Source organism: Flavobacterium celericrescens, from assembly GCF_011392075.1.
Classification (GTDB): Bacteria; Bacteroidota; Bacteroidia; order Flavobacteriales; family Flavobacteriaceae; genus Flavobacterium; species Flavobacterium celericrescens.
This window is the reverse complement of sequence record NZ_JAAJBV010000002.1, coordinates 116,937-136,303: the sequence shown is the minus strand read 5'-3', so window position 1 is coordinate 136,303 and position 19,367 is coordinate 116,937. Positions and strand designations below refer to the sequence as shown.

The window sequence follows — 19,367 nt, the reverse complement described above, 5'->3', positions numbered from 1 at the left end:
TGTTTTAATAAAATTATAACTTATAATACTTTTCATTTGTTTTATGATCTATAAAAACACTATCAAATATATCCTATTAGCAGTTTTATTATTTGCTTTTATTCCAAATTTTGGACAAAGTTCTAATCAATTTAAAGTAGTTTTAGACGCTGGTCATGGTGGAAAAGATCCAGGAGCCATGAAAAACGGTCTTAAAGAAAAAGAAATTGCATTAGATGTAGTGCTAAGAGTAGGTAAATTATTAGAAGCTTATAATGATGTTGCTCTTGTTTACACCCGAAAAACAGATGTTTTTATCGAATTAAGAGAGCGTGCAAATATTGCTAATCGTGCGAAAGCGAATTTATTTGTTTCTGTACATTGTAATTCAACGACAACTGCTGTGCCATATGGTTCAATGACTTTAGTAATGGGAATGTCGAGAACAGGAACTAATTTAGAAATAGCAAAAACAGAAAATGCTGTAATTTTTCAAGAAGCAGATTATAAAACAAAATATAAAGGCTTTGATCCAAACAATCCTGAAACATTAATAGGATTAAAAATTATGCAAGAAGAATCATTGCTTCAAAGTATTGAATTAGCAAGTTTAATTCAAGATGGTTTTAAAACAAAGTTAAACCGAAAAGACAAAGGTGTACACCAACAACCACTATGGGTTTTAGATGCAACTGTAATGCCAGGCGTTTTGATTGAATTAGGGTTTGTTTCTAATCCTGAAGAAGCAAAATATTTAAGTTCAGAAGAAGGTAAAGCAGAATTGGCACAGTCTATTGCAAATTCAATTATAGCCTATAAAAATACTTTTTTCAGCCCTTCAGAAGTAGCATTACCTCTTGATGTTCAGGATGAACTAATTGTAGCTCCAGAGAATACTATTCCAACAGAGAATAATGTTGTGGTTAATAGTGATAAAACAACTCATTATAAAGTGCAACTTGAAGCAGGAACCAAACTAATAGATACAAAACCAGCAAATTTTAAAGGATTAAAAAATATTTCATACACTCACGAGAATAAGTTGTACAAATATTTTTATGGAGATGAAACCGATTATGAAGCATGCAAAAAATTGTTAGAAGAAGCAAAAAAGAAAGGTTATAAATCGGCTTATATTGTAACTTTTGAGAATAAATAACAAATATGATACATAAAATAGCCACATTTCTTGTAGTTCTTACTGTTGCGTTTGGTTTTGGTCAAACCACAAAATTTAAAGTAGTTTTAGATGCAGGCCATGGTGGAAAAGATTATGGTGCTGTTTATCATGGAAATATTGAAAAAAATATTGCACTAAAAACCGTTTTAAAAGTAGGGGCTATTTTAGAAAAGGATCCGCAAATTGAAGTGGTTTACACTAGGCAGACAGATGTTTTTATAGAATTGCAACAAAGAGCAAAAATTGCCAATAAATCAAAAGGAAGTATTTTTGTTTCCATGCATTGTAATGCAAATAAAAGCGAAGCCGCATCTGGAAATGAAACTTATGTAATGGGAATTACAAGAAATGCCTCCAATTTAGAAGTGGCAAAAGCTGAAAATGAAGTAGTTACTCTGGAATCTGATTATAAAGTAAAATATGATGGTTTTGACCCAAAATCTCCGGAATCAGTAATTGGAATTTCTATTTTACAAGAAGAATATTTAGACCAAAGCATTGAATTGGCTGGAAATGTACAGCAATTTTTTACTAAAAAAACCAGTAACAAAAATAGAGGAGTTAAGCAGGCAGGATTTCTGGTGTTAAGACAAATTACCATGCCGCGCGTTTTAATTGAAATGGGATTTGTTTCCAATAAAGAAGAAGGCGCTTTTTTAAATTCAGAATCTGGTCAAGACAAATTAGCTGAAGCAATTTCAGGAGCAATTTTAGAATACAAAAAAGAGTTTTTTAACCCTTCAAAAGAACCTGAGGTTAAAGAGAAAGAGCCAGTTAAAACAACTTCTGAGGAAAAACCAGTAGAGAAAGAACAATCAAAACCTGTTGAAAAGCAATCTAATAAAGGAATTGTGTATAAAGTTCAAATTGCTGCAAGTTCAAAAAAATTAAAAACGGTTCCGCAAAATTTTAAAGGATTAAAACCTATTTCAGTTGAAACTTCAGGTAAATTGTTCAAGTATTTTTATGGTATGGAAACACAATATGAAGAGGCTAAAAAAAGATTAGATGAAGCTAAGAAAAAAGGCTACTCATCGGCTTATATTGTTGCTTATAAAGATGGAATAAAAATAAACCTTGCTGATGCAATAAAATAAAATAAAAGTTTATTTTTGTTAAAAAATTATTTCGCTTTGAAACTAACTAAAGAAATTAAAACCGCTGTCCTTGTAATTGTATCCATTGTCTTGTTTATATGGGGATATAACTTTTTAAAAGGAAAGAATCTTTTTGATAATAACAATAAGTTATATGTTATTTTTGAGTCTGTTGAAGGATTAGCACCTTCATCAACAATAACAATAAAAGGTGTTCCTGTAGGAAGAGTAAATTCATATTCTTTTTTAGATAGTAAAAAAGTATTAGTTGAAATGTCAATCACTTCCGATTATCCAATTTCAAAAACAAGTATAGCTGAACTTCAAGGTTCTTCTCCATTAGGAGGAAAAGTAATTGTTATTATTCCAAATGATAAAGATTCAAACTTGGCTGTGTCAGGAGATTACCTTCAGGCATCAAGTAAATTAGGATTAACAGATGCTTTAGCGCAACAATTAGAACCGCTTCAAGTAAAAATTCAAAAATTACTTGAAAATGCAGATGTGTTATTTACCAATGTTAATGATGTTTTAGATACTCAAACCAAGCAAAATCTTAAAAATAGCATTGCTGAATTAAACAAAACATTGTCAGAATTTAGCATAGCTTCAAAAAATATTAATGGTTTAATTGCTGATAACAAATCAAAATTAAATTCAACAGTAAGCAATTTTGATAAAACAGCTGCAAATTTTTCTAAAATGTCAGATTCTTTGGCAAGTGCTAACTTAGGGCAAACCGTTAAGAATTTAGAAAAAACCTTAGCTAATGTCGATAAGTTAATGACAGATATGGAGCAAGGAAAAGGAACAATGGGTAAATTAATGAAAGACGAAACGATGTATAATAATTTTGCCAAAACGTCAAAAGAGCTAGAATTATTATTGCAAGATTTGCGTTTAAATCCTACAAGATATGTAAACGTTTCTTTGTTTGGTAAGAAAAATAAACCTTACGTTGCTCCAGTCAACGATACAATTAAAAAGTAAAAACTCTTCAATATGAATTTTTTAGATAATATTTTCTTTGCATTGCTTTTGGCTATAGGTGTAGGTTATTTTACACTTAATGTTAAAAAATTAATCCGAAATATTAAGTTAGGACGTGATGTAAATCGTACTGATAATTCGTCAGAACGATGGAAAAACATGACGATGGTAGCTTTAGGACAATCCAAAATGGTTAAACGACCAATTGCCGGTTTTTTGCACATTATTGTGTATGTAGGATTTGTTATCATTAATATTGAAGTAATAGAAATTATAATCGATGGGCTTTTTGGAACACATCGCGTTTTGTCGTTCATGGGCATCTTATATGATGTATTAATTGGTTCTTTTGAAATATTAGCTTTATTGGTTTTAGTGGCAGTAGTAGTTTTCTGGATAAGAAGAAATATTACAAAATTAGGACGTTTTGCAAGTTCAGATTTGAATGGAAAACCTAGAAACGATGCCAATTATATTTTATATTTTGAAATGGTATTGATGTCATTATTCTTACTAATGAATGCCGCTGATTTACATTTGCAAAATTTAGGAGTTGGTCATTATAGTCAAGCGGGTAGTTTTCCAGTTTCTCAATTCATTGCACCAGTTTTTAATGGAATGAGCGAAGGTTTGATTGTTGTTATTGAAAGAATGGCATGGTGGTTACACATCATTGGAATTTTAATCTTTTTAAATTATTTATACTTTTCAAAACATTTACATATTCTACTAGCATTTCCAAACACTTTTTATGCAGATTTGAATGCAAAAGGTAAATTAGATAACTTAGAAAGTGTAACTAATGAAGTAAAATTAATGATGGATCCAAATGCTGATCCGTTTGCAGCACCAGCAAATCCTGATGCAGTTCCAGCAAAGTTTGGTGCTTCTGATGTGCATGACTTAAATTGGGTTCAATTATTAAATGCCTACAGTTGTACCGAATGTGGAAGATGTACTTCATCGTGTCCAGCGAATCAAACAGGTAAAAAATTATCGCCAAGAAAGATAATGATGGACACAAGAGATAGGCTTGAAGAAGTTGGTAAAAATATCGATTTAAATAAAGGTGTCTTTGTAGATGATGGAAAATCTTTATTAAATGATTATATCACAACAGAAGAACTATGGGCTTGTACCTCTTGTAATGCTTGCGTTGAAGAGTGTCCAATTAATATTAGTCCACTTTCAATTATAATTGATATGCGTCGTTATTTAGTAATGGAACAAAGTGCAGCTCCTACTGAATTGAATAATGTGATGACAAATATTGAAAACAATGGAGCACCATGGCAATATAACCAAATGGATAGATTGAATTGGGCAAACGAAGAATAACACACAACAATTAATAATAACATGAAAAAAGAAGAAATTGAAGGGAAATTACAGGCTATATCTGTAAATGGTGAGCAATTGAGTCCAATATTACCAGAAGGAATTAAAAACTATTTGATTGATATAGACGGAACTATCTGCGACGATATTCCAAATGAAGAACCAGAGCGAATGGTAACAGCAGCGGTTTATCCAGATGCTTTAATTACCTTGAATAAATGGTATGATGAAGGACATATTATTTTCTTTTTTACGTCAAGAACAGAAGCGCATAGAGAAGTTACAGAAACTTGGTTAAAATTACATGGATTCAAATACCACGGAATGTTAATGGGTAAACCAAGAGGAGGGAACTATCACTGGATTGATAATCACTTGGTTAAAGCAACTCGATACAGAGGAAAATTTACCGATTTAGTAGATAAAGAAGTTACTATACAAGTATTTGACGACGAACATCACGAATAAAAATAAGTATTTGAAGGATAAGGTTGATAAAACTTTTAATCTCACAAACTTTTAAACTCATAAACTATAATTATGTCAGAAAATTTAATAGTTCCTACAATGGCCGAAATGATGGCACAAGGGAAACAACCAGATGTTTTGTTTTGGGTAGGATGCGCAGGAAGTTTTGATGATAGAGCAAAAAAAATCACAAAGGCTTTTGTTAAAATATTGAACAGAGCTAATGTCTCTTTTGCGGTTTTAGGCACAGAAGAAAGTTGTACTGGCGATCCAGCAAAAAGAGCAGGAAACGAATTTTTGTTTCAAATGCAAGCTATGACTAATATTGAAGTAATGAATGCTTATGAAGTAAAACGCATTGTTACTGCATGTCCACATTGTTTCAATACTTTAAAAAATGAATATCCTGAATTAGGAGGAAAGTATGAAGTTTTGCATCATACTGAATTTATCAAATCCTTATTAAATGAAGGTAAATTAACAATTGAAGGTGGGCAATTTAAAGGAAAACGCATTACTTTTCACGACCCTTGTTATTTAGGAAGAGCCAATAATGTGTATGAAGCTCCTAGAGAATTAATACAAAAATTAGACGCTGAATTAGTTGAAATGAAACGTTCTCGTGCTAATGGATTGTGTTGTGGTGCTGGTGGAGCACAAATGTTTAAAGAACCAGAAAAAGGAAATAAAGACATCAATATTGAAAGAACTGAAGATGCTTTAGAAACACAGCCTGAAATTATTGCTGCGGGTTGCCCATTCTGTAATACAATGCTAACAGATGGTATCAAACACAAAGAAAAAGAAGCTTCTGTTAAAGTGCTTGACGTTGCCGAATTAATTGCAAATGCACAAGACTTATAATCAACAGATGAGAAAATTAATTGTTTTATTTTTTTTAATTACCAATATTGTTTTTAGTCAATCGACTAAGAAACAAGAGTTAATAAAAAAACTTACCGAAAGTACTTGTACTTGTACAAATAAAGCCAAAATAGAACCAAGTAAACTAAAAGTAACTTTAGGTTTATGCATGTTAGAAGCTATTAATGCAAATAAAGCAGAAGTTTTTAAAGTGTATAATAAAAAATCAATTGATTCTGAATTAATTGAAAATGTTGGAGAAGATATCGGAGGAGAAATGATGGACATTTGTCCAGAAATCATGGAAAAATTGCTAAATGATGAAGAATTAATGAACGAGATTGCCGAAGATAATGGTATTGATGTAAGTGCAGAAGACGAAGAAGATTTGAATATTTCGGGAACTTTTACAGAGACTAAAATTGATGGGTATTTATATGTTGTTGTAAAAGAAAGTTCAGGAAAAATAAATCATTTTGTGATATTACAAAGCTTTGATAATGTTTTCTTAATAACAGATAAAGTATTAAAAGCAAATGATTTGATTAAAGTTTCTTATTACGAAGCAGAATTGTATGATCCTAAATTAAACAAATTTATCACGCAGAAAGTCGCTACTGATATTGTAAAAAACTAAAAAAATAAGTGGTATTGTTTTTGCTCTTGGCAATACACATTTAAAATAATTCAAGACAAAAAACTAAAACTTAAACGTATGAAAAAATTACTATTACTATTATTGCTTACTTCTAGTTCAATTTTTGCACAAAAATTAACAAAAGAACAATTAATCGACAAAATGTCTGATGTAGGTTGTGAATGTGCAAGTAAACAAGAAGTGACTAAAGACAATATGGAAATGACTTTAGGATTGTGTATTCTAGAAGCAATCAACAAATATGAAAAAGACGTTGAAAAATATTATGGTAAAAACATAATCACCAACGATAAAAAAATGGAAGAGTTAGGATATGATATTGGTTTGAAAATGGGAGCAAAATGTCCAGATGTTTTCATGGCTATGTTAGGAGATGATTCTGGCGATGAAGAAGCTGTAATGGAAGACGAACCAGACGCAATGATTTCAGGAAAATTAACTGAAATTAAATCAGAACAATTCATGACTTTTTCTGTTAAAGAAACTTCAGGAAAAATGAATCAATTTATTTTATTAAGTAGCTTTGAAAACGCTTTCTTATTAACGGATAAAGTTTTAAAAACAAATGATAGTTTAGAAGTATATTACTATGAATTAGAATTATTTGATGCTAAATTATCAAAATTTGTTACTTATAAAGTAGTTACAGATATCATAAAAAAATAACAATGTACGTACCATTTGATACTTTACCCGAAGAATCTAAAATTTGGATATACCAATCCAATAGAAAGTTTTCTGATGAAGAAATTCAAGATATTGAAAAAGATTTGACTGCTTTTTTAGAGAATTGGACTTCACACGGACAACATCTTGAGGCTTCTTTTGTTACAAAATACAATCGTTTCATTATTATTGCGGTTAATCAAGAGGTGCAGCCTGCAACGGGTTGTTCAATCGATGCTTCGGTACAGTTTATTCAAAATCTAGAACAAAAGTATGGGGTTGATTTATTAGATAAAATGAATGTAACCTTTAAAATGGGCGAGCATGTAGCTTTTAAACCACTAATTGAATTTAAAAAATTAGCAAAAGAAAAAGCCGTTTCTGCCAATACGATTGTTTTTAATAACTTAGTAAACACTGTTGGAGAATGGCAAGATTTTTGGGAAGTTCCAGCTAGCGAAAGTTGGCATAATAGATTTTTCTAAAACGAATATTTAAACTATATTTGAAAATCATCATTAAACCAATTTTAATGATGATTTTTTTATTACACAAAACCCTGATTTCATGCGATATATACTTGTTTTTATACTTTTTTCAGTTGTTTCTTTTGGACAAAAAAAATCCAATCTTTCACAAGAAGTTTGGGTAGATAGCGTTTATAACCAACTTTCTTTTGATGAAAAAGTAGGACAATTGTTTATGGTAGCAGCTTATTCTAACAAAGATGAAGCACATAATAAATCAATTGATAGGTTAATAGAAGAAAATAAAATTGGCGGTTTAATCTTTTTTCAAGGCGGACCAGTGCGTCAAGCAAAATTGACAAATCGTTATCAAGCAAAATCAAAAGTGCCTTTATTTATAGGAATCGATGCTGAATGGGGTTTGAGCATGCGATTAGATTCTACTTACCGTTATCCATGGAATATGACACTTGGAGCTGTTCAAGATATGAAATTGATAGAAAAAACAGGAAACCAAATGGCTAAACAATCGAAGCGAATGGGAATTCATTTTAATTTTGCGCCAGTAATAGATATTAATACCAATCCAAAAAATCCTATTATCGGCAATCGCTCATTTGGTGAAACAAAAGAAAATGTAACTCTTCGCGCTTTAGCTTTAATGAAAGGTTTGCAGGACGAAGGCGTATATGCAACTGCAAAGCATTTTCCTGGTCACGGCGATACTTCTACCGATTCGCATCATACATTACCTACTGTGCAATTTGATAAAAATCGATTGGACGATGTTGAACTTTATCCGTATAAAGAATTAATTAAGAATGGATTAACGAGTGTGATGGTAGCACATTTAAACGTGCCAAGTATTGAACCAAGAGAAAACTATCCAACATCAATTTCCTATAATGTAGTAACTAATATTTTAAAAAATGAACTACAATTCAATGGTTTAATTTTTACTGATGCCTTGAATATGAAAGGCGCAAGTAATTTTAAAAAACCCGGCGATATTGATTTAGAAGCCTTTTTAGCAGGAAATGACATATTGCTTTTCGCCGAAAATGTGCCAGTTGCCATCAAAAAGTTTAACGAAGCAAAAGAAGATGGTAGATTAACGGAAGAACGTTTAGCGTATTCGGTTAAAAAGATTTTAGCTTATAAATACAAAGCTAATTTACAAAACTATCAACCAATTGTCTTGGAGAATTTGTACAATGATTTGAATGCGGTTGAATATGATGCTTTGAATTATCAGTTGTATGAAAATGCAGTGACAGTAATTAAAAACGAAACAAAATCAATTCCAGTAGCACAATTGGATAAAGAAAAAATCGCTTATGTTAAATTAGGAAATGATAGTTCGGAAGTTTTTGTTACTAAGTTAAAAAGTTATGCGAATGTGACTCAAATTACCTCTAAAAACTTAGATTCTGTTTTGGTAGAATTACAAGATTATACGAAGGTAATTATTGGTTATCACAAATCTGATGGAGCGTGGAGAAACCACAATTTAACGTTCAGAGAATTGCTTTGGATTAATCAAATCGCAAAGCAGAATGATGTGATTTTGACATTTTTTACTAAACCTTATTCTTTGTTAACTATCAAAAATTTTGAATCGGTAGAAACCATAATTGTTGGGTATCAAAACAATGCAATTGCCCAAACGGTTGTACCACAAGTGATTTTTGGAGCAATTGGTTCAAAAGGTAAACTACCCGTTTCCATTGAAGAACATTTCAAAGTAAATGAAGGAATAGAAACACTTGCGATACAAAGGTTAGGTTTTGAAATTCCTGAAAATGTAGGAATGAATTCTAAAATTTTGACCAAAATAGATTCGATTGCAAAATATGCTATTGATAAAAAAATGACACCGGGATTACAAGTGGTTGTCGCTAGAAAAGGAAAAGTAGTTTATCAAAAATCATTTGGAAACCATACTTATGAAGAAGGTGCTGCCAAAGTACAAAATACCGATTTGTATGATATTGCTTCGCTAACAAAAATTATTGGAACGTTGCCAAATATCATGCAAGAATTTGACAAAGGAAATTTAACTTTGGAAACCAAATTAAAAACGATGTTGCCAGTTTTTAAAGGTTCAAACAAAGAAGATGCAACCGTTTTAGATATGTTAACACATCAAGCGCGTTTTCAACCATGGATTCCGTTTTATAAAGCCACATTAGATAGTTTAAACAAACCTAGCGAAAAATACTATAGAACGCGTCCAACAGTGGAGTTTCAATTAAAAGTAGCCGAAGATTTGTACTTGAGAAGAGATTATAATGATACCATCATAAAAGCTATCGCAACAAGTGAGTTATTGGCAAAAAAGCAGTACAAATACAGTGATTTTTCGTTTATATTATTTAAAGAATATTTGGAAAAACAAAACGGAAAAACCTTGGAATACTTAGCAAAAAATAATTTTTATAATCAATTAGGAGCTACGTCAATTACCTATAATCCGTTGCATCATTTTGATAAGAGTGTGGTAATTCCTACCGAAAATGATAATTATTTCAGATACCAACTTGTTCATGGCTATGTTCATGATATGGCTGCTGCTATGCAAGGAGGAATTTCGGGTCATGCTGGATTATTTTCTAATGCGCTAGACATTGCCAAAGTAATGCAAATGTATTTACAGAAAGGGAATTATGGAGGAATGCGATATATTACTGAAGCAACCTTGCAAAAATTTAATACCTGTTATTTTTGTAAAGATGGAAATAGAAGAGGAGTTGGTTTTGATAAGCCACAATTAGGAAATGAAGGACCAACTTGTGGTTGTGTATCGTTAACAAGTTTTGGACATACTGGATTTACAGGAACCATGACATGGGCAGATCCAGAAAAGGAAATTGTATACGTTTTTTTATCTAACAGAACATTTCCCGATTCAAATGCTGCAAACAAATTATCTAAAGAAAATATTAGAGAAAATATTCAAAAAGTGATTTACGAGAGTATTATAGAATAATTTCTAAACATCTAACGTTCTAAACATCTAAACATGATATCAAAAGCAACTACTGTAGATCAATACATCAACGAAGCTCCAGACGATAGAAGAGAAGCGTTGCAAAAATTAAGAAATGTAATTTTAGAAAATCTTCCAGAAGGATTTCAAGAAGGAATTGGATATGGGATGATAGGTTATTTTGTGCCACATTCAATTTATCCAGCGGGTTATCATTGTACTCCTGAATTGCCTTTGCCTTTTATGTCATTTGCAAGCCAAAAAAATAGCATCAATTTTTATCACATGTGCATTTATGCTAACCCAGAATTACACGACTGGTTTGTGACAGAATATACAAAACATTCTAAACAAAAATTAGATATGGGAAAAAGCTGTGTGCGATTTAAAAAACCTGAAAATATTCCGTTTGAATTGATAGGTGAGTTAGTAAAAAAAATCTCAGTTGCAGATTGGATTGAAACCTACGAATCGGCTTTCAAAAAATAAATTAACAAATGTTTTATAATTACCAATCATAGAAATGGTATTTTTATTTCAAATTTTACATACATGAAAATTGCTATAGTTTGTTATCCTACATTTGGAGGAAGTGGAGTAGTAGCCACAGAATTAGGTTTAGAATTAGCCAAAAGAGGTCACGAAATTCACTTCATAACTTACAGTCAACCAGTGCGCTTAGCCTTGTTGAATCCTAATGTGCATTATCATGAAGTTCACGTTCCAGAATATCCATTATTTCATTATCAGCCCTATGAATTAGCACTTTCTAGTAAGTTGGTGGATATGGTTAAATTGTATAAAATTGACGTGTTACACGTGCATTATGCTATTCCACATGCCTATGCAGGTTATATGGCAAAACAAATGCTAGCCGATGAAGGTATTCATATTCCAATGGTAACAACTTTACATGGTACCGATATCACTTTAGTTGGAAATCATCCGTTCTATAAACCTGCTGTGAGTTTTAGTATCAATAAATCTGATGTAGTAACCAGCGTTTCACAAAGTTTAAAAGACGATACGTACCGCCTTTTTGATATTAAAAAAGAAATTGTTGTTATTCCAAACTTTATCGAATTAGCTAAGGCCAAACCAATTGAAAATATTGCTTGTCACCGTTCGTTAATGGCTTGCGAAAATGAAATGATTATTACTCATATTTCTAATTTTAGAAAAGTTAAGCGAATAGAAGATATTGTAAAAATATTCTATGAAATTCAAAAAGAAATACCTTCAAAATTAATGATGGTAGGTGAAGGCCCTGAAAAAGAAAATGCAGAATATTTATGCAACCAATTAGGCATACAAAACAAAGTGATTTTTTTTGGGAATAGTAATGAAATTGATAAGATTTTATCGTATTCCGATTTGTTTTTATTACCTTCAGAAACTGAAAGTTTTGGTTTAGCAGCACTAGAAGCTATGGCTTGTGGAGTTCCTGTTATTTCTAGTAATTCTGGAGGTTTACCAGAAGTAAATAAAGATGGTTTTTCAGGATATTTGAGCAACGTTGGCGATGTTGCAAAAATGAGTCAAGATGCAATTGATTTATTAAAAGACAAAGCAAAACTGAAACAATTTAAAATTAACGCTTTAGAAACGGCAAAATTATTTGATATTCAGCAAATTATGCCATTATATGAACAAGTTTATTACCAAGCAATCCAATCCAAAAATGAATAAATTAATACCTATTCTTATTTTAATTTTAACTTCTTGCGCAACTCCTAAACCAGTGGTTATAAATACCTCGTTTTCTACTATTTATAAAAGTACTAATGGCGGAACCGAAAATGCAGGTTATTTACATATTACAAATAATGAAGATTATATAAAATTGATTGAAACCTTAAAAATTGACGAATCAGAGTTTAATAAATTAGTAGTGGTTAATTTTAAAGAAAATGATGTTATAGTGCTTTATCAAGGTCAAAAAGCATCTGGGGGTTTTGCAATTGATGTTGAAAAAATTACTTGGGAAAATGAATCACTTTTGATTAAAAAAGTAGAAACAATTCCAAATAAAGGAGAAATGGTGACTATGGCATTAACTTCGCCCTATTGTATTACAATTATACCGAAAGCAAATAATATCAAAATAGTACAATAAAAAAAGGCTCCTAATTAGAAGCCTTTTTTTATTGTAATTAGTCAAATTTGTAACGAATACCTAATGCGATATCTGGTCCAAAATTGTCTTCTCTCCAATCATTTGAATTAAAATAAATTTCTGGTCTAACGTCTAATGAAAGTTGAAGTGGAAAATCAAAATTATATTCAATACCTACATCACCAGCAGCAAATAAAACTGCGCCACTATCACTAACTCCATTAACATCATAACTCCAGCTACCTGCTCCACCACCTACACCGGCATACCAGTTAAAACCACCATCAATGTTCCAAACCCATTGATATAAACCAGCTAATTTAATAGCATCTACATCATTGCTGTTTCTCCAACCTAAATCTAATTCTAAACGGTTGTTGTCTCCTAAACCTCTTTGATAAGAAACTTCACCTCCAAAACCATCATTATCACCTAAGCGTAACCCTAGTGCGTTTTTAGAAATGTCCTGTGCTTGTGCGCTGAATGCTAATCCTAGTAGCATAAAAGCCGATAAAATTACTTTTTTCATATAAATGTGTTTTTACAAATGTAGAAAAAATTCTACAAGGATTATGCCAAATCGTACTTTTAACGCCTAATTAACTAAATAAGTGTCTAAAAATTCTTCTTGAGTTTGTGAACTTGTAGCAGGAATACCTAATTGTGTAGCCACAAGTGAATTTAAGCTGTATGATGTTACGGTATTAGTATATACAACACCAATTCCATCGGCTAAATATTGTGTAGAAACCAAAACATCTTGAGCTGCCAAAGCAGTTATAGGAAATCCTGATATAGTTGTTGTGATCTCTACATTGAGTTTAATTTTGGTAGTTTTTACATCGGTATAAACATCACCATTAGGTGAAGTAAATGAGGTTAAAGTTTCTCCTCCATAGGATTGTAAAGAATAATTGATATTTAACGGATAACCACTAACGGTTTGTTGAATTGTACCCGTTTTTGGAGACGAATTTAATGCTTGGTTATTAGATGCATTTTTATTAAAAATAACAAAATCGCTAAGTGTTAAATCTACTGCAATTGGTAATGTTTGACCTGATGCTAAAGACAAATCGCCTGAAAGTTTTAATTTTCCATTTGATTCTCTCACGCCATTATTTCTCAAGGCTGATGAATAAAATCCAGTAGCAATATTGTTTTCAGTTTTAAATTTTTTATAAGTATTTGAACCGATTACAGTATCATTAGATATATACAAAGAATCTCTAGTGATTCCGGCTTGACCTTCTACATCATAGGTCCAGTAATTTCCGATTGTTAAAGGTGTTTCAAAGTTACTTCCAGTACCAGAATCATCACTAGAACATGAAATAAAAAGAATTGAAGTTAGTAGGGTGACAAGAAAAGCTGATTTTTTCATAAAAAGTATTTAATTATGTTGCTAATATAACAAAATAATTAAATTATTTAGAGAATAATAATGAGTCTAGTAATTGACCGCTTAGTTTGGTTTCTAATTCAAAATATTCTTCCTCACTTACTTTTTCTATTTTCTTATGATGGTATAATTTCCAGCGTTTTTTGTTGTACTCTAAAGCGGTTAAATTCTCAATCCAATCGCCACTATTCAAATATAAAGTACTACCTTTTTTTGTAGTTTGATGAATCATTTTAGGCTCGTGAATATGCCCACAACATACAAAATCATAATTATTTTCTATCGCAATTTCTGTAGCAGTAGTTTCAAAATCGGAAATGAATTTTACTGCTTTTTTGACACTTCCTTTAATCTTTTTAGAAAGAGAATAAGGCTCTTTTCCAAGTTTTATCAAACACCAATTTATAAGCCTATTTAATAAAATCAAATAATCATATCCATAACCTCCAAGTTTAGCAATCCATTTTGCACTATGTACCGAACTATCAAAAACATCGCCATGAAAAAACCATGCTTTCTTTCCGTCTAAATTTAATACTAGTTTATCAATTAGTGAAAAATTACCCATGTGTGTATCGCTAAATTTTCGCAACATTTCATCATGGTTTCCGGTTATGTAATATACTTTTGTGCCTTTTGAAGTAAAACTGATTAATTTCTTGACAACTTTCAAATGCGATTTTGGGAAATAGGATTTTCTAAATTGCCATATATCAATTATATCACCATTTAAAATTAAGATTTTTGGTTTTATACTGTCTAAATAATCTAATAATTCTGAAGCATGACAACCATATGTTCCTAAATGAACATCAGAAATTACACAAATTTCAACTTTACGTTTTTTCAAAATATAATTATTTGAGATACAAAATACCAGTTTTTATATCATCCAACAATTATCTAAAGGTTATAAAATAGCTATGAATTAGATTCTTTTGTTAACGAATTGGTTTCTGTTTAATTTAAAATAATCCTTACATTTGTTTTTAGTTACTTAATCAATTTGGAATAAAGTTATGGCAGGAAATACATTTGGAAAATTATTCAAGTTAACCACTTTTGGAGAATCACATGGTGAAGCCTTGGGAGGAATTGTAGATGGTTGTCCTCCAGGGATTGAAATAGATTTTCAAGCGATTCATGCCGAAATGCAACGAAGAAAACCCGGACAATCAAGTATTGTGACTCAAAGACAAGAAGCTGATGAAGTCCAATTTCTATCAGGAATTTTTGAAGGTAAAACAACAGGAACACCAATTGGGTTTCTCATACCAAATACCAATCAAAAATCAGATGACTATTCGCACATAAAAGAAACTTATCGTCCTAGCCACGCAGATTATGTTTATGAACAAAAGTATGGTATTCGTGATTATAGAGGTGGAGGTAGAAGTTCTGCACGTGAAACTGCAAGCAGAGTAGTAGGGGGAGCTATTGCAAAACAAATTATTCCTAATATAAAAATAAATGCTTTTGTCTCTTCAGTAGGTGAAATTTTTATCGATAAACCATATCAAGATTTAGATTTTTCTAAAACAGAAAGCAATGCTGTTCGTTGTCCTGACTCGGCTACAGCCAAAAAAATGGAAGCCTATATTAAAGAAATTAAAAAAGAAGGTGATTCTGTAGGAGGAACTATTACTTGTGTAATTCAAAATGTTCCTATAGGATTAGGAGAACCTGTTTTTGATAAATTACATGCAGAATTAGGAAAAGCAATGCTTTCAATCAATGCTGTAAAAGGATTTGAATTTGGTAGTGGTTTTTGTGGTGCCAAAATGAAAGGAAGCGAACACAATGATTTATACAATGCCGACGGAACTACAAAATCAAACCTTTCGGGAGGAATTCAAGGTGGAATATCTAACGGCATGGATATATATTTTAGAGTAGCTTTTAAACCAGTTGCAACCCTATTACAAAAACAAGATGTTTTAACAACAAAAGGTGAAATCATCGAGCAACAAGGAAAAGGACGTCACGATCCTTGTGTGGTGCCTAGAGCCGTTCCTATAGTTGAAGCTATGGCTGCATTAGTACTTGCAGATTATTTTTTGTTGAAATAAAAATGTAATATGTATTAACCTATACTTTTAATTGAAGATTATATATTTTTTCGTTACTTTTTTTTAATAATTTCAAATAAATTGCTTAATTTGTAGAAACAACACAAATTAATATGCAATTCGATATTAAAGATACCGAATCTTCCGCTTTATATAAGCTTTTAACAGGAACAGTAATACCAAGACCTATTGGTTGGATTTCTACAATTGATACTAACGGAATCAATAATTTAGCTCCATTTTCTTTTTTTAATGTCGTTAGTGAAGATCCTCCGCATGTAATGTTTTCAACCGTTCGAACAGGAAACAAAAATAAAGACACTTTAAATAATATACTAGAAAACAAACAATTCGTTGTAAATTTAGTTACAGAAGAAGTTGTAGAGCAAATGAATACTACTTCTCAATCTGTCGCTTCAGATGTTGACGAATTTGAATTAGCAGGTGTTACACCAATTGACGCTATTTACATCAAACCAAAACGTGTCAAAGAAAGTTTAGTGCATTTTGAATGTGAAATGGTACATCATTATTTCATCGAAAAGCATCAAAATGGTGGAGCTTGTATTATTATTGGAAGAATTATCACCATGCATATTGATGATTCAATTCTTATGGATAATCACAGAATCAATTTGGAAACATACAAACCTGTTGCTCGTTTAGCAGGTTCTAATTATAGTAAGTTAGGAGAAATATTCGCTATTAAAAGACAATAAATTAAAAATCTGCGGAAATCTACGTTTTGCCAAAGCAAATCCATTTCATCCGCGTGCAAAAAAATATGAAAATAACAGTTATAGGTGGTGGTCCAGGCGGACTTTACTTTTCGATATTAACAAAAAAAGCAATGCCACATTTCCAAATCGATATTTACGAACGTAACAAACCTGATGATAGTTTTGGTTTCGGAGTGGTTTTTTCAGACGAAACTTTAGGCGAATTCTTAAAACGCGATATGCAATCGTATGAATTAATTCGAAGCAAATTTGCGTATTGGGATGATATTATTGTCGCTCGTGATGGTCAAGAAGTAAGCATTGCTGGAAATGGTTTTTGCGGTTGTTCTCGTAAAACTCTTTTACAATTATTACAACAACGCTGTGTCGAAGAAGGTGTTAATCTGCATTTCGAACAAAACGTAGAGGATTTGTCGCAATTTGCTGATTCGGATATCATTTTAGCTGCTGACGGAATTGCAAGTGCTATCCGTACAAAGCATGAAACTGAATTCGGAACGAAAATCGAATTAAAGAAAAACCGCTTCGTTTGGTTAGGTTCTACAAAACCTCTTGATGCATTCACCTATTTCTTCAGAAGTACGCCACATGGAACTATAGTAGCACATACCTATCAATACGAAGAAGGTATGAGTACGTGGATTTTTGAATGTAGCGATGAAACGTGGCAAAAACACGGTTTTGAAGTTACTAACGAAGAAGATACGATGGCTAAAATCACAGAAATCTTCAAAGAAGAATTAGACGGACATCCACTGATTTCAAACAAATCGCATTGGCGTCAATTTCCACATGTTACGAATCAAAATTGGTATCATAACAATATTGTTTTATTAGGTGATGCCAAGGCTACAGCACATTACTCCATTGGTTCAGGAACTAAATTAGCTATGGATTGTGCTATTGGTTTAGCAGATGCTGTGATTGCGAATCCAAATAATGTACAAGCAGCTTTTGAACAATACGACAAATCTAGAAGAAACACTGTCGAAATGATTCAGTATGCAGCTTTAGTTTCTCTTGATTGGTTCGAAAATATGGGACGTCACATGCAACATTCCTTCCAACAATTTGCTTTTGGATGCATGACACGTTCTAAGAAAGTAACATACGAGAATTTACGTTTGAGAGATAGTTCGTTTACTGATAAGGTCTTAAAAGAATTTTTGGAAACTTCCAGCTCCAAACTTCCGACTTCCAACTCTGCAGCATTTACACCATTTAAAATAAGAGAACTTGAACTTCCAAACCGAATCGTTATGGCGCCAATGGGACAATATTCCGCAATTGACGGATTAGTTTCTGATTGGCATTTAGTGCATTACGGAAGTCGTGCTACTGGAGGCGTAGGATTAATCATCACCGAAATGACCGCAATTTCAGAAACTGGAAGAATAACAGAAGGCTGTGCCGGAATTTACAATGCAGAGCAATTGAATCAATGGAAAAAAATTACTGCGTTTGTTCACCATAACTCTTCAACAAAAATTGCCATTCAATTAGGACATTCGGGACGAAAAGGTGCTGTTAAAAAACCTTTTGAAGGAAATGGACCCATCGATACACCATGGAATTTAATTTCGGCTTCCCCAATTCCCTTTAATGAAAATTATACTATTCCTAAGGAGATGACTTTGAAAGATATGGCTGTAATTAAAGCACAATTTATGCAAGCAGCTAAAAATGCTGATGAAGCAGGCTTTGATATGATCGAATTACAAGCACATCATGGGTTTTTATTAGCATCTTTTTTATCACCTTTAACAAATGTTCGTACTGATGAATTTGGTGGAAAAATACAGAATCGTTTAAAATATCCATTGGAGATATTTAATGCTATTCGTGAAGTATTTCCAAAAGAAAAACCAATTTCAGTACGAATTTCAGCCACTGATTGGGCAGAAAACGGAATCTCTGAAGAAGAGGTTTTTATTATTTCGGAAGCATTCAAAAAAGCAGGAGCAGATATTATCAATGTTTCTACAGGAAATACTGTCTCAAATCAAAAACCGCTAACAGGCAGAATGTGGCAAACGCCTTTTTCTGATGCCGTTCGAAATACCGTTCATATTCCAACCATAACCGCTGGCTATATTCAAGATATTGATCAAATCAATACTATTCTTCTAAACGGAAGAGCTGATTTAGTCGCTTTAGGAAGACCTTTATTGTTAGATGCTAATTTCGTTAGAAATGCTCAAGCATACGAACAATTTCAAGCGAATGATATTCCAAATCAATACAAAATGGGTGTTTCGCATTTGTATCCACTAAAAGCTTCGGAAAGAAAACAAATGGAAGGCATGAAAAAAGCGTTGAAACCGAAAAGTAATAAGAAGTAATT

19 protein-coding genes are annotated in these 19,367 nt (G+C 31.9%); 16 read left to right on the top strand and 3 right to left on the bottom strand.

The genetic code is table 11. The annotated features are described in order from the left end of the window. Positions 1 to 43 precede the first annotated feature (43 nt). The 13 genes from G4L40_RS03300 to G4L40_RS03240 all read left to right on the top strand — a co-directional run bounded on the left by G4L40_RS03300 (position 44) and on the right by G4L40_RS03240 (position 12,812). Complete coding sequence (locus G4L40_RS03300; RefSeq protein WP_166235740.1) at positions 44 to 1,138, top strand: N-acetylmuramoyl-L-alanine amidase family protein; 1,095 nt, start codon at positions 44 to 46, stop codon at positions 1,136 to 1,138. A gap of 5 nt (positions 1,139 to 1,143) precedes the next feature. Then, entirely contained in the window at positions 1,144 to 2,256 is a 1,113-nt protein-coding gene (locus G4L40_RS03295) for an N-acetylmuramoyl-L-alanine amidase (RefSeq protein WP_166235739.1), read from the top strand. A 36-nt stretch (positions 2,257 to 2,292) separates the two neighbouring features. Beyond that, positions 2,293 to 3,246 carry an MlaD family protein gene (locus tag G4L40_RS03290; RefSeq protein ID WP_166235738.1) on the top strand — a complete coding sequence of 318 codons (954 nt, stop codon included), beginning with the start codon at positions 2,293 to 2,295 and terminating at the stop codon, positions 3,244 to 3,246. Between the two features lie 12 nt (positions 3,247 to 3,258). Beyond that, positions 3,259 to 4,584 (top strand): (Fe-S)-binding protein, encoded by a 1,326-nt coding sequence (locus tag G4L40_RS03285; RefSeq protein WP_166235737.1) that lies wholly within the window; start codon positions 3,259 to 3,261, stop codon positions 4,582 to 4,584. A gap of 21 nt (positions 4,585 to 4,605) precedes the next feature. Then, a complete protein-coding gene (locus G4L40_RS03280) occupies positions 4,606 to 5,052 on the top strand; it encodes an LNS2 domain-containing protein (protein ID WP_166235736.1) in 447 nt (148 codons plus the stop codon). 72 nt (positions 5,053 to 5,124) lie between these two features. Then, positions 5,125 to 5,916, top strand: a complete 792-nt coding sequence (locus G4L40_RS03275; protein WP_166235735.1) for a (Fe-S)-binding protein — start codon at positions 5,125 to 5,127, stop codon at positions 5,914 to 5,916. Positions 5,917 to 5,923: 7 nt separating this feature from the next. After that, on the top strand, positions 5,924 to 6,553 hold the full coding sequence (locus G4L40_RS03270; RefSeq protein WP_166235734.1) for a hypothetical protein: 630 nt from the start codon (positions 5,924 to 5,926) through the stop codon (positions 6,551 to 6,553). Between the two features lie 78 nt (positions 6,554 to 6,631). Next, positions 6,632 to 7,240 (top strand): hypothetical protein, encoded by a 609-nt coding sequence (locus G4L40_RS03265; RefSeq protein ID WP_166235733.1) that lies wholly within the window; start codon positions 6,632 to 6,634, stop codon positions 7,238 to 7,240. 2 nt (positions 7,241 to 7,242) lie between these two features. After that, a complete protein-coding gene (locus tag G4L40_RS03260) occupies positions 7,243 to 7,725 on the top strand; it encodes an ABC transporter ATPase (protein ID WP_166235732.1) in 483 nt (160 codons plus the stop codon). An 82-nt stretch (positions 7,726 to 7,807) separates the two neighbouring features. Beyond that, the gene (locus tag G4L40_RS03255) at positions 7,808 to 10,696 is read left to right on the top strand and encodes a glycoside hydrolase family 3 N-terminal domain-containing protein (RefSeq protein WP_166235731.1); all 2,889 of its coding nucleotides are present in this window, start codon (positions 7,808 to 7,810) and stop codon (positions 10,694 to 10,696) included. A 33-nt stretch (positions 10,697 to 10,729) separates the two neighbouring features. Further along, the gene (locus G4L40_RS03250) at positions 10,730 to 11,185 is read left to right on the top strand and encodes a DUF1801 domain-containing protein (RefSeq protein WP_166235730.1); all 456 of its coding nucleotides are present in this window, start codon (positions 10,730 to 10,732) and stop codon (positions 11,183 to 11,185) included. 63 nt (positions 11,186 to 11,248) lie between these two features. Then, positions 11,249 to 12,385: an N-acetyl-alpha-D-glucosaminyl L-malate synthase BshA gene (bshA, locus tag G4L40_RS03245; RefSeq protein WP_166235729.1), complete on the top strand. Its 1,137-nt coding sequence runs from the start codon at positions 11,249 to 11,251 to the stop codon at positions 12,383 to 12,385. Beyond that, positions 12,378 to 12,812: a protease complex subunit PrcB family protein gene (locus G4L40_RS03240; RefSeq protein WP_166235728.1), complete on the top strand. Its 435-nt coding sequence runs from the start codon at positions 12,378 to 12,380 to the stop codon at positions 12,810 to 12,812. The genes bshA and G4L40_RS03240 overlap by 8 nt, the downstream gene beginning before the upstream one ends. A 37-nt stretch (positions 12,813 to 12,849) precedes the next feature. Here the strand turns inward: G4L40_RS03240 and G4L40_RS03235 are convergent, their stop codons facing one another. The 3 genes from G4L40_RS03235 to G4L40_RS03225 all read right to left on the bottom strand — a co-directional run bounded on the left by G4L40_RS03235 (position 12,850) and on the right by G4L40_RS03225 (position 15,064). Then, a complete protein-coding gene (locus G4L40_RS03235) occupies positions 12,850 to 13,341 on the bottom strand; it encodes a hypothetical protein (RefSeq protein WP_166235727.1) in 492 nt (163 codons plus the stop codon). 66 nt (positions 13,342 to 13,407) lie between these two features. Then, positions 13,408 to 14,196, bottom strand: coding sequence for a hypothetical protein (locus G4L40_RS03230; protein WP_166235726.1), 789 nt, complete (start codon positions 14,194 to 14,196; stop codon positions 13,408 to 13,410). 43 nt (positions 14,197 to 14,239) lie between these two features. Then, complete coding sequence (locus G4L40_RS03225; RefSeq protein WP_166235725.1) at positions 14,240 to 15,064, bottom strand: UDP-2,3-diacylglucosamine diphosphatase; 825 nt, start codon at positions 15,062 to 15,064, stop codon at positions 14,240 to 14,242. 169 nt (positions 15,065 to 15,233) lie between these two features. Here G4L40_RS03225 and aroC point away from each other — a divergent pair, with 169 nt between their 5' ends. From aroC to G4L40_RS03210, 3 genes are all read left to right on the top strand, one after another. Next, positions 15,234 to 16,283: a chorismate synthase gene (gene aroC, locus G4L40_RS03220; RefSeq protein ID WP_166235724.1), complete on the top strand. Its 1,050-nt coding sequence runs from the start codon at positions 15,234 to 15,236 to the stop codon at positions 16,281 to 16,283. A 113-nt stretch (positions 16,284 to 16,396) separates the two neighbouring features. Next, a complete protein-coding gene (locus tag G4L40_RS03215; protein ID WP_166235723.1) occupies positions 16,397 to 17,002 on the top strand; it encodes a flavin reductase family protein in 606 nt (201 codons plus the stop codon). A gap of 65 nt (positions 17,003 to 17,067) precedes the next feature. Further along, complete coding sequence (locus G4L40_RS03210) at positions 17,068 to 19,365, top strand: oxidoreductase (protein ID WP_166235722.1); 2,298 nt, start codon at positions 17,068 to 17,070, stop codon at positions 19,363 to 19,365. The last annotated feature ends 2 nt before the right edge of the window (positions 19,366 to 19,367 follow it).

Bases quoted from the DNA above. Each gene is read 5' to 3' on its own strand.
- G4L40_RS03300 (WP_166235740.1), top strand. From the start codon at position 44: ATGATCTATAAAAACACTATCAAATATATCCTATTAGCAGTTTTATTA.
- G4L40_RS03295 (WP_166235739.1), top strand. From the start codon at position 1,144: ATGATACATAAAATAGCCACATTTCTTGTAGTTCTTACTGTTGCGTTT.
- G4L40_RS03285 (WP_166235737.1), top strand. From the start codon at position 3,259: ATGAATTTTTTAGATAATATTTTCTTTGCATTGCTTTTGGCTATAGGT.
- G4L40_RS03280 (WP_166235736.1), top strand. From the start codon at position 4,606: ATGAAAAAAGAAGAAATTGAAGGGAAATTACAGGCTATATCTGTAAAT.
- G4L40_RS03275 (WP_166235735.1), top strand. From the start codon at position 5,125: ATGTCAGAAAATTTAATAGTTCCTACAATGGCCGAAATGATGGCACAA.
- G4L40_RS03270 (WP_166235734.1), top strand. From the start codon at position 5,924: ATGAGAAAATTAATTGTTTTATTTTTTTTAATTACCAATATTGTTTTT.
- G4L40_RS03265 (WP_166235733.1), top strand. From the start codon at position 6,632: ATGAAAAAATTACTATTACTATTATTGCTTACTTCTAGTTCAATTTTT.
- G4L40_RS03260 (WP_166235732.1), top strand. From the start codon at position 7,243: ATGTACGTACCATTTGATACTTTACCCGAAGAATCTAAAATTTGGATA.
- G4L40_RS03255 (WP_166235731.1), top strand. From the start codon at position 7,808: ATGCGATATATACTTGTTTTTATACTTTTTTCAGTTGTTTCTTTTGGA.
- G4L40_RS03250 (WP_166235730.1), top strand. From the start codon at position 10,730: ATGATATCAAAAGCAACTACTGTAGATCAATACATCAACGAAGCTCCA.
- bshA (WP_166235729.1), top strand. From the start codon at position 11,249: ATGAAAATTGCTATAGTTTGTTATCCTACATTTGGAGGAAGTGGAGTA.
- G4L40_RS03240 (WP_166235728.1), top strand. From the start codon at position 12,378: ATGAATAAATTAATACCTATTCTTATTTTAATTTTAACTTCTTGCGCA.
- G4L40_RS03235 (WP_166235727.1), bottom strand. From the start codon at position 13,341: ATGAAAAAAGTAATTTTATCGGCTTTTATGCTACTAGGATTAGCATTC.
- G4L40_RS03230 (WP_166235726.1), bottom strand. From the start codon at position 14,196: ATGAAAAAATCAGCTTTTCTTGTCACCCTACTAACTTCAATTCTTTTT.
- aroC (WP_166235724.1), top strand. From the start codon at position 15,234: ATGGCAGGAAATACATTTGGAAAATTATTCAAGTTAACCACTTTTGGA.
- G4L40_RS03215 (WP_166235723.1), top strand. From the start codon at position 16,397: ATGCAATTCGATATTAAAGATACCGAATCTTCCGCTTTATATAAGCTT.
- G4L40_RS03210 (WP_166235722.1), top strand. From the start codon at position 17,068: ATGAAAATAACAGTTATAGGTGGTGGTCCAGGCGGACTTTACTTTTCG.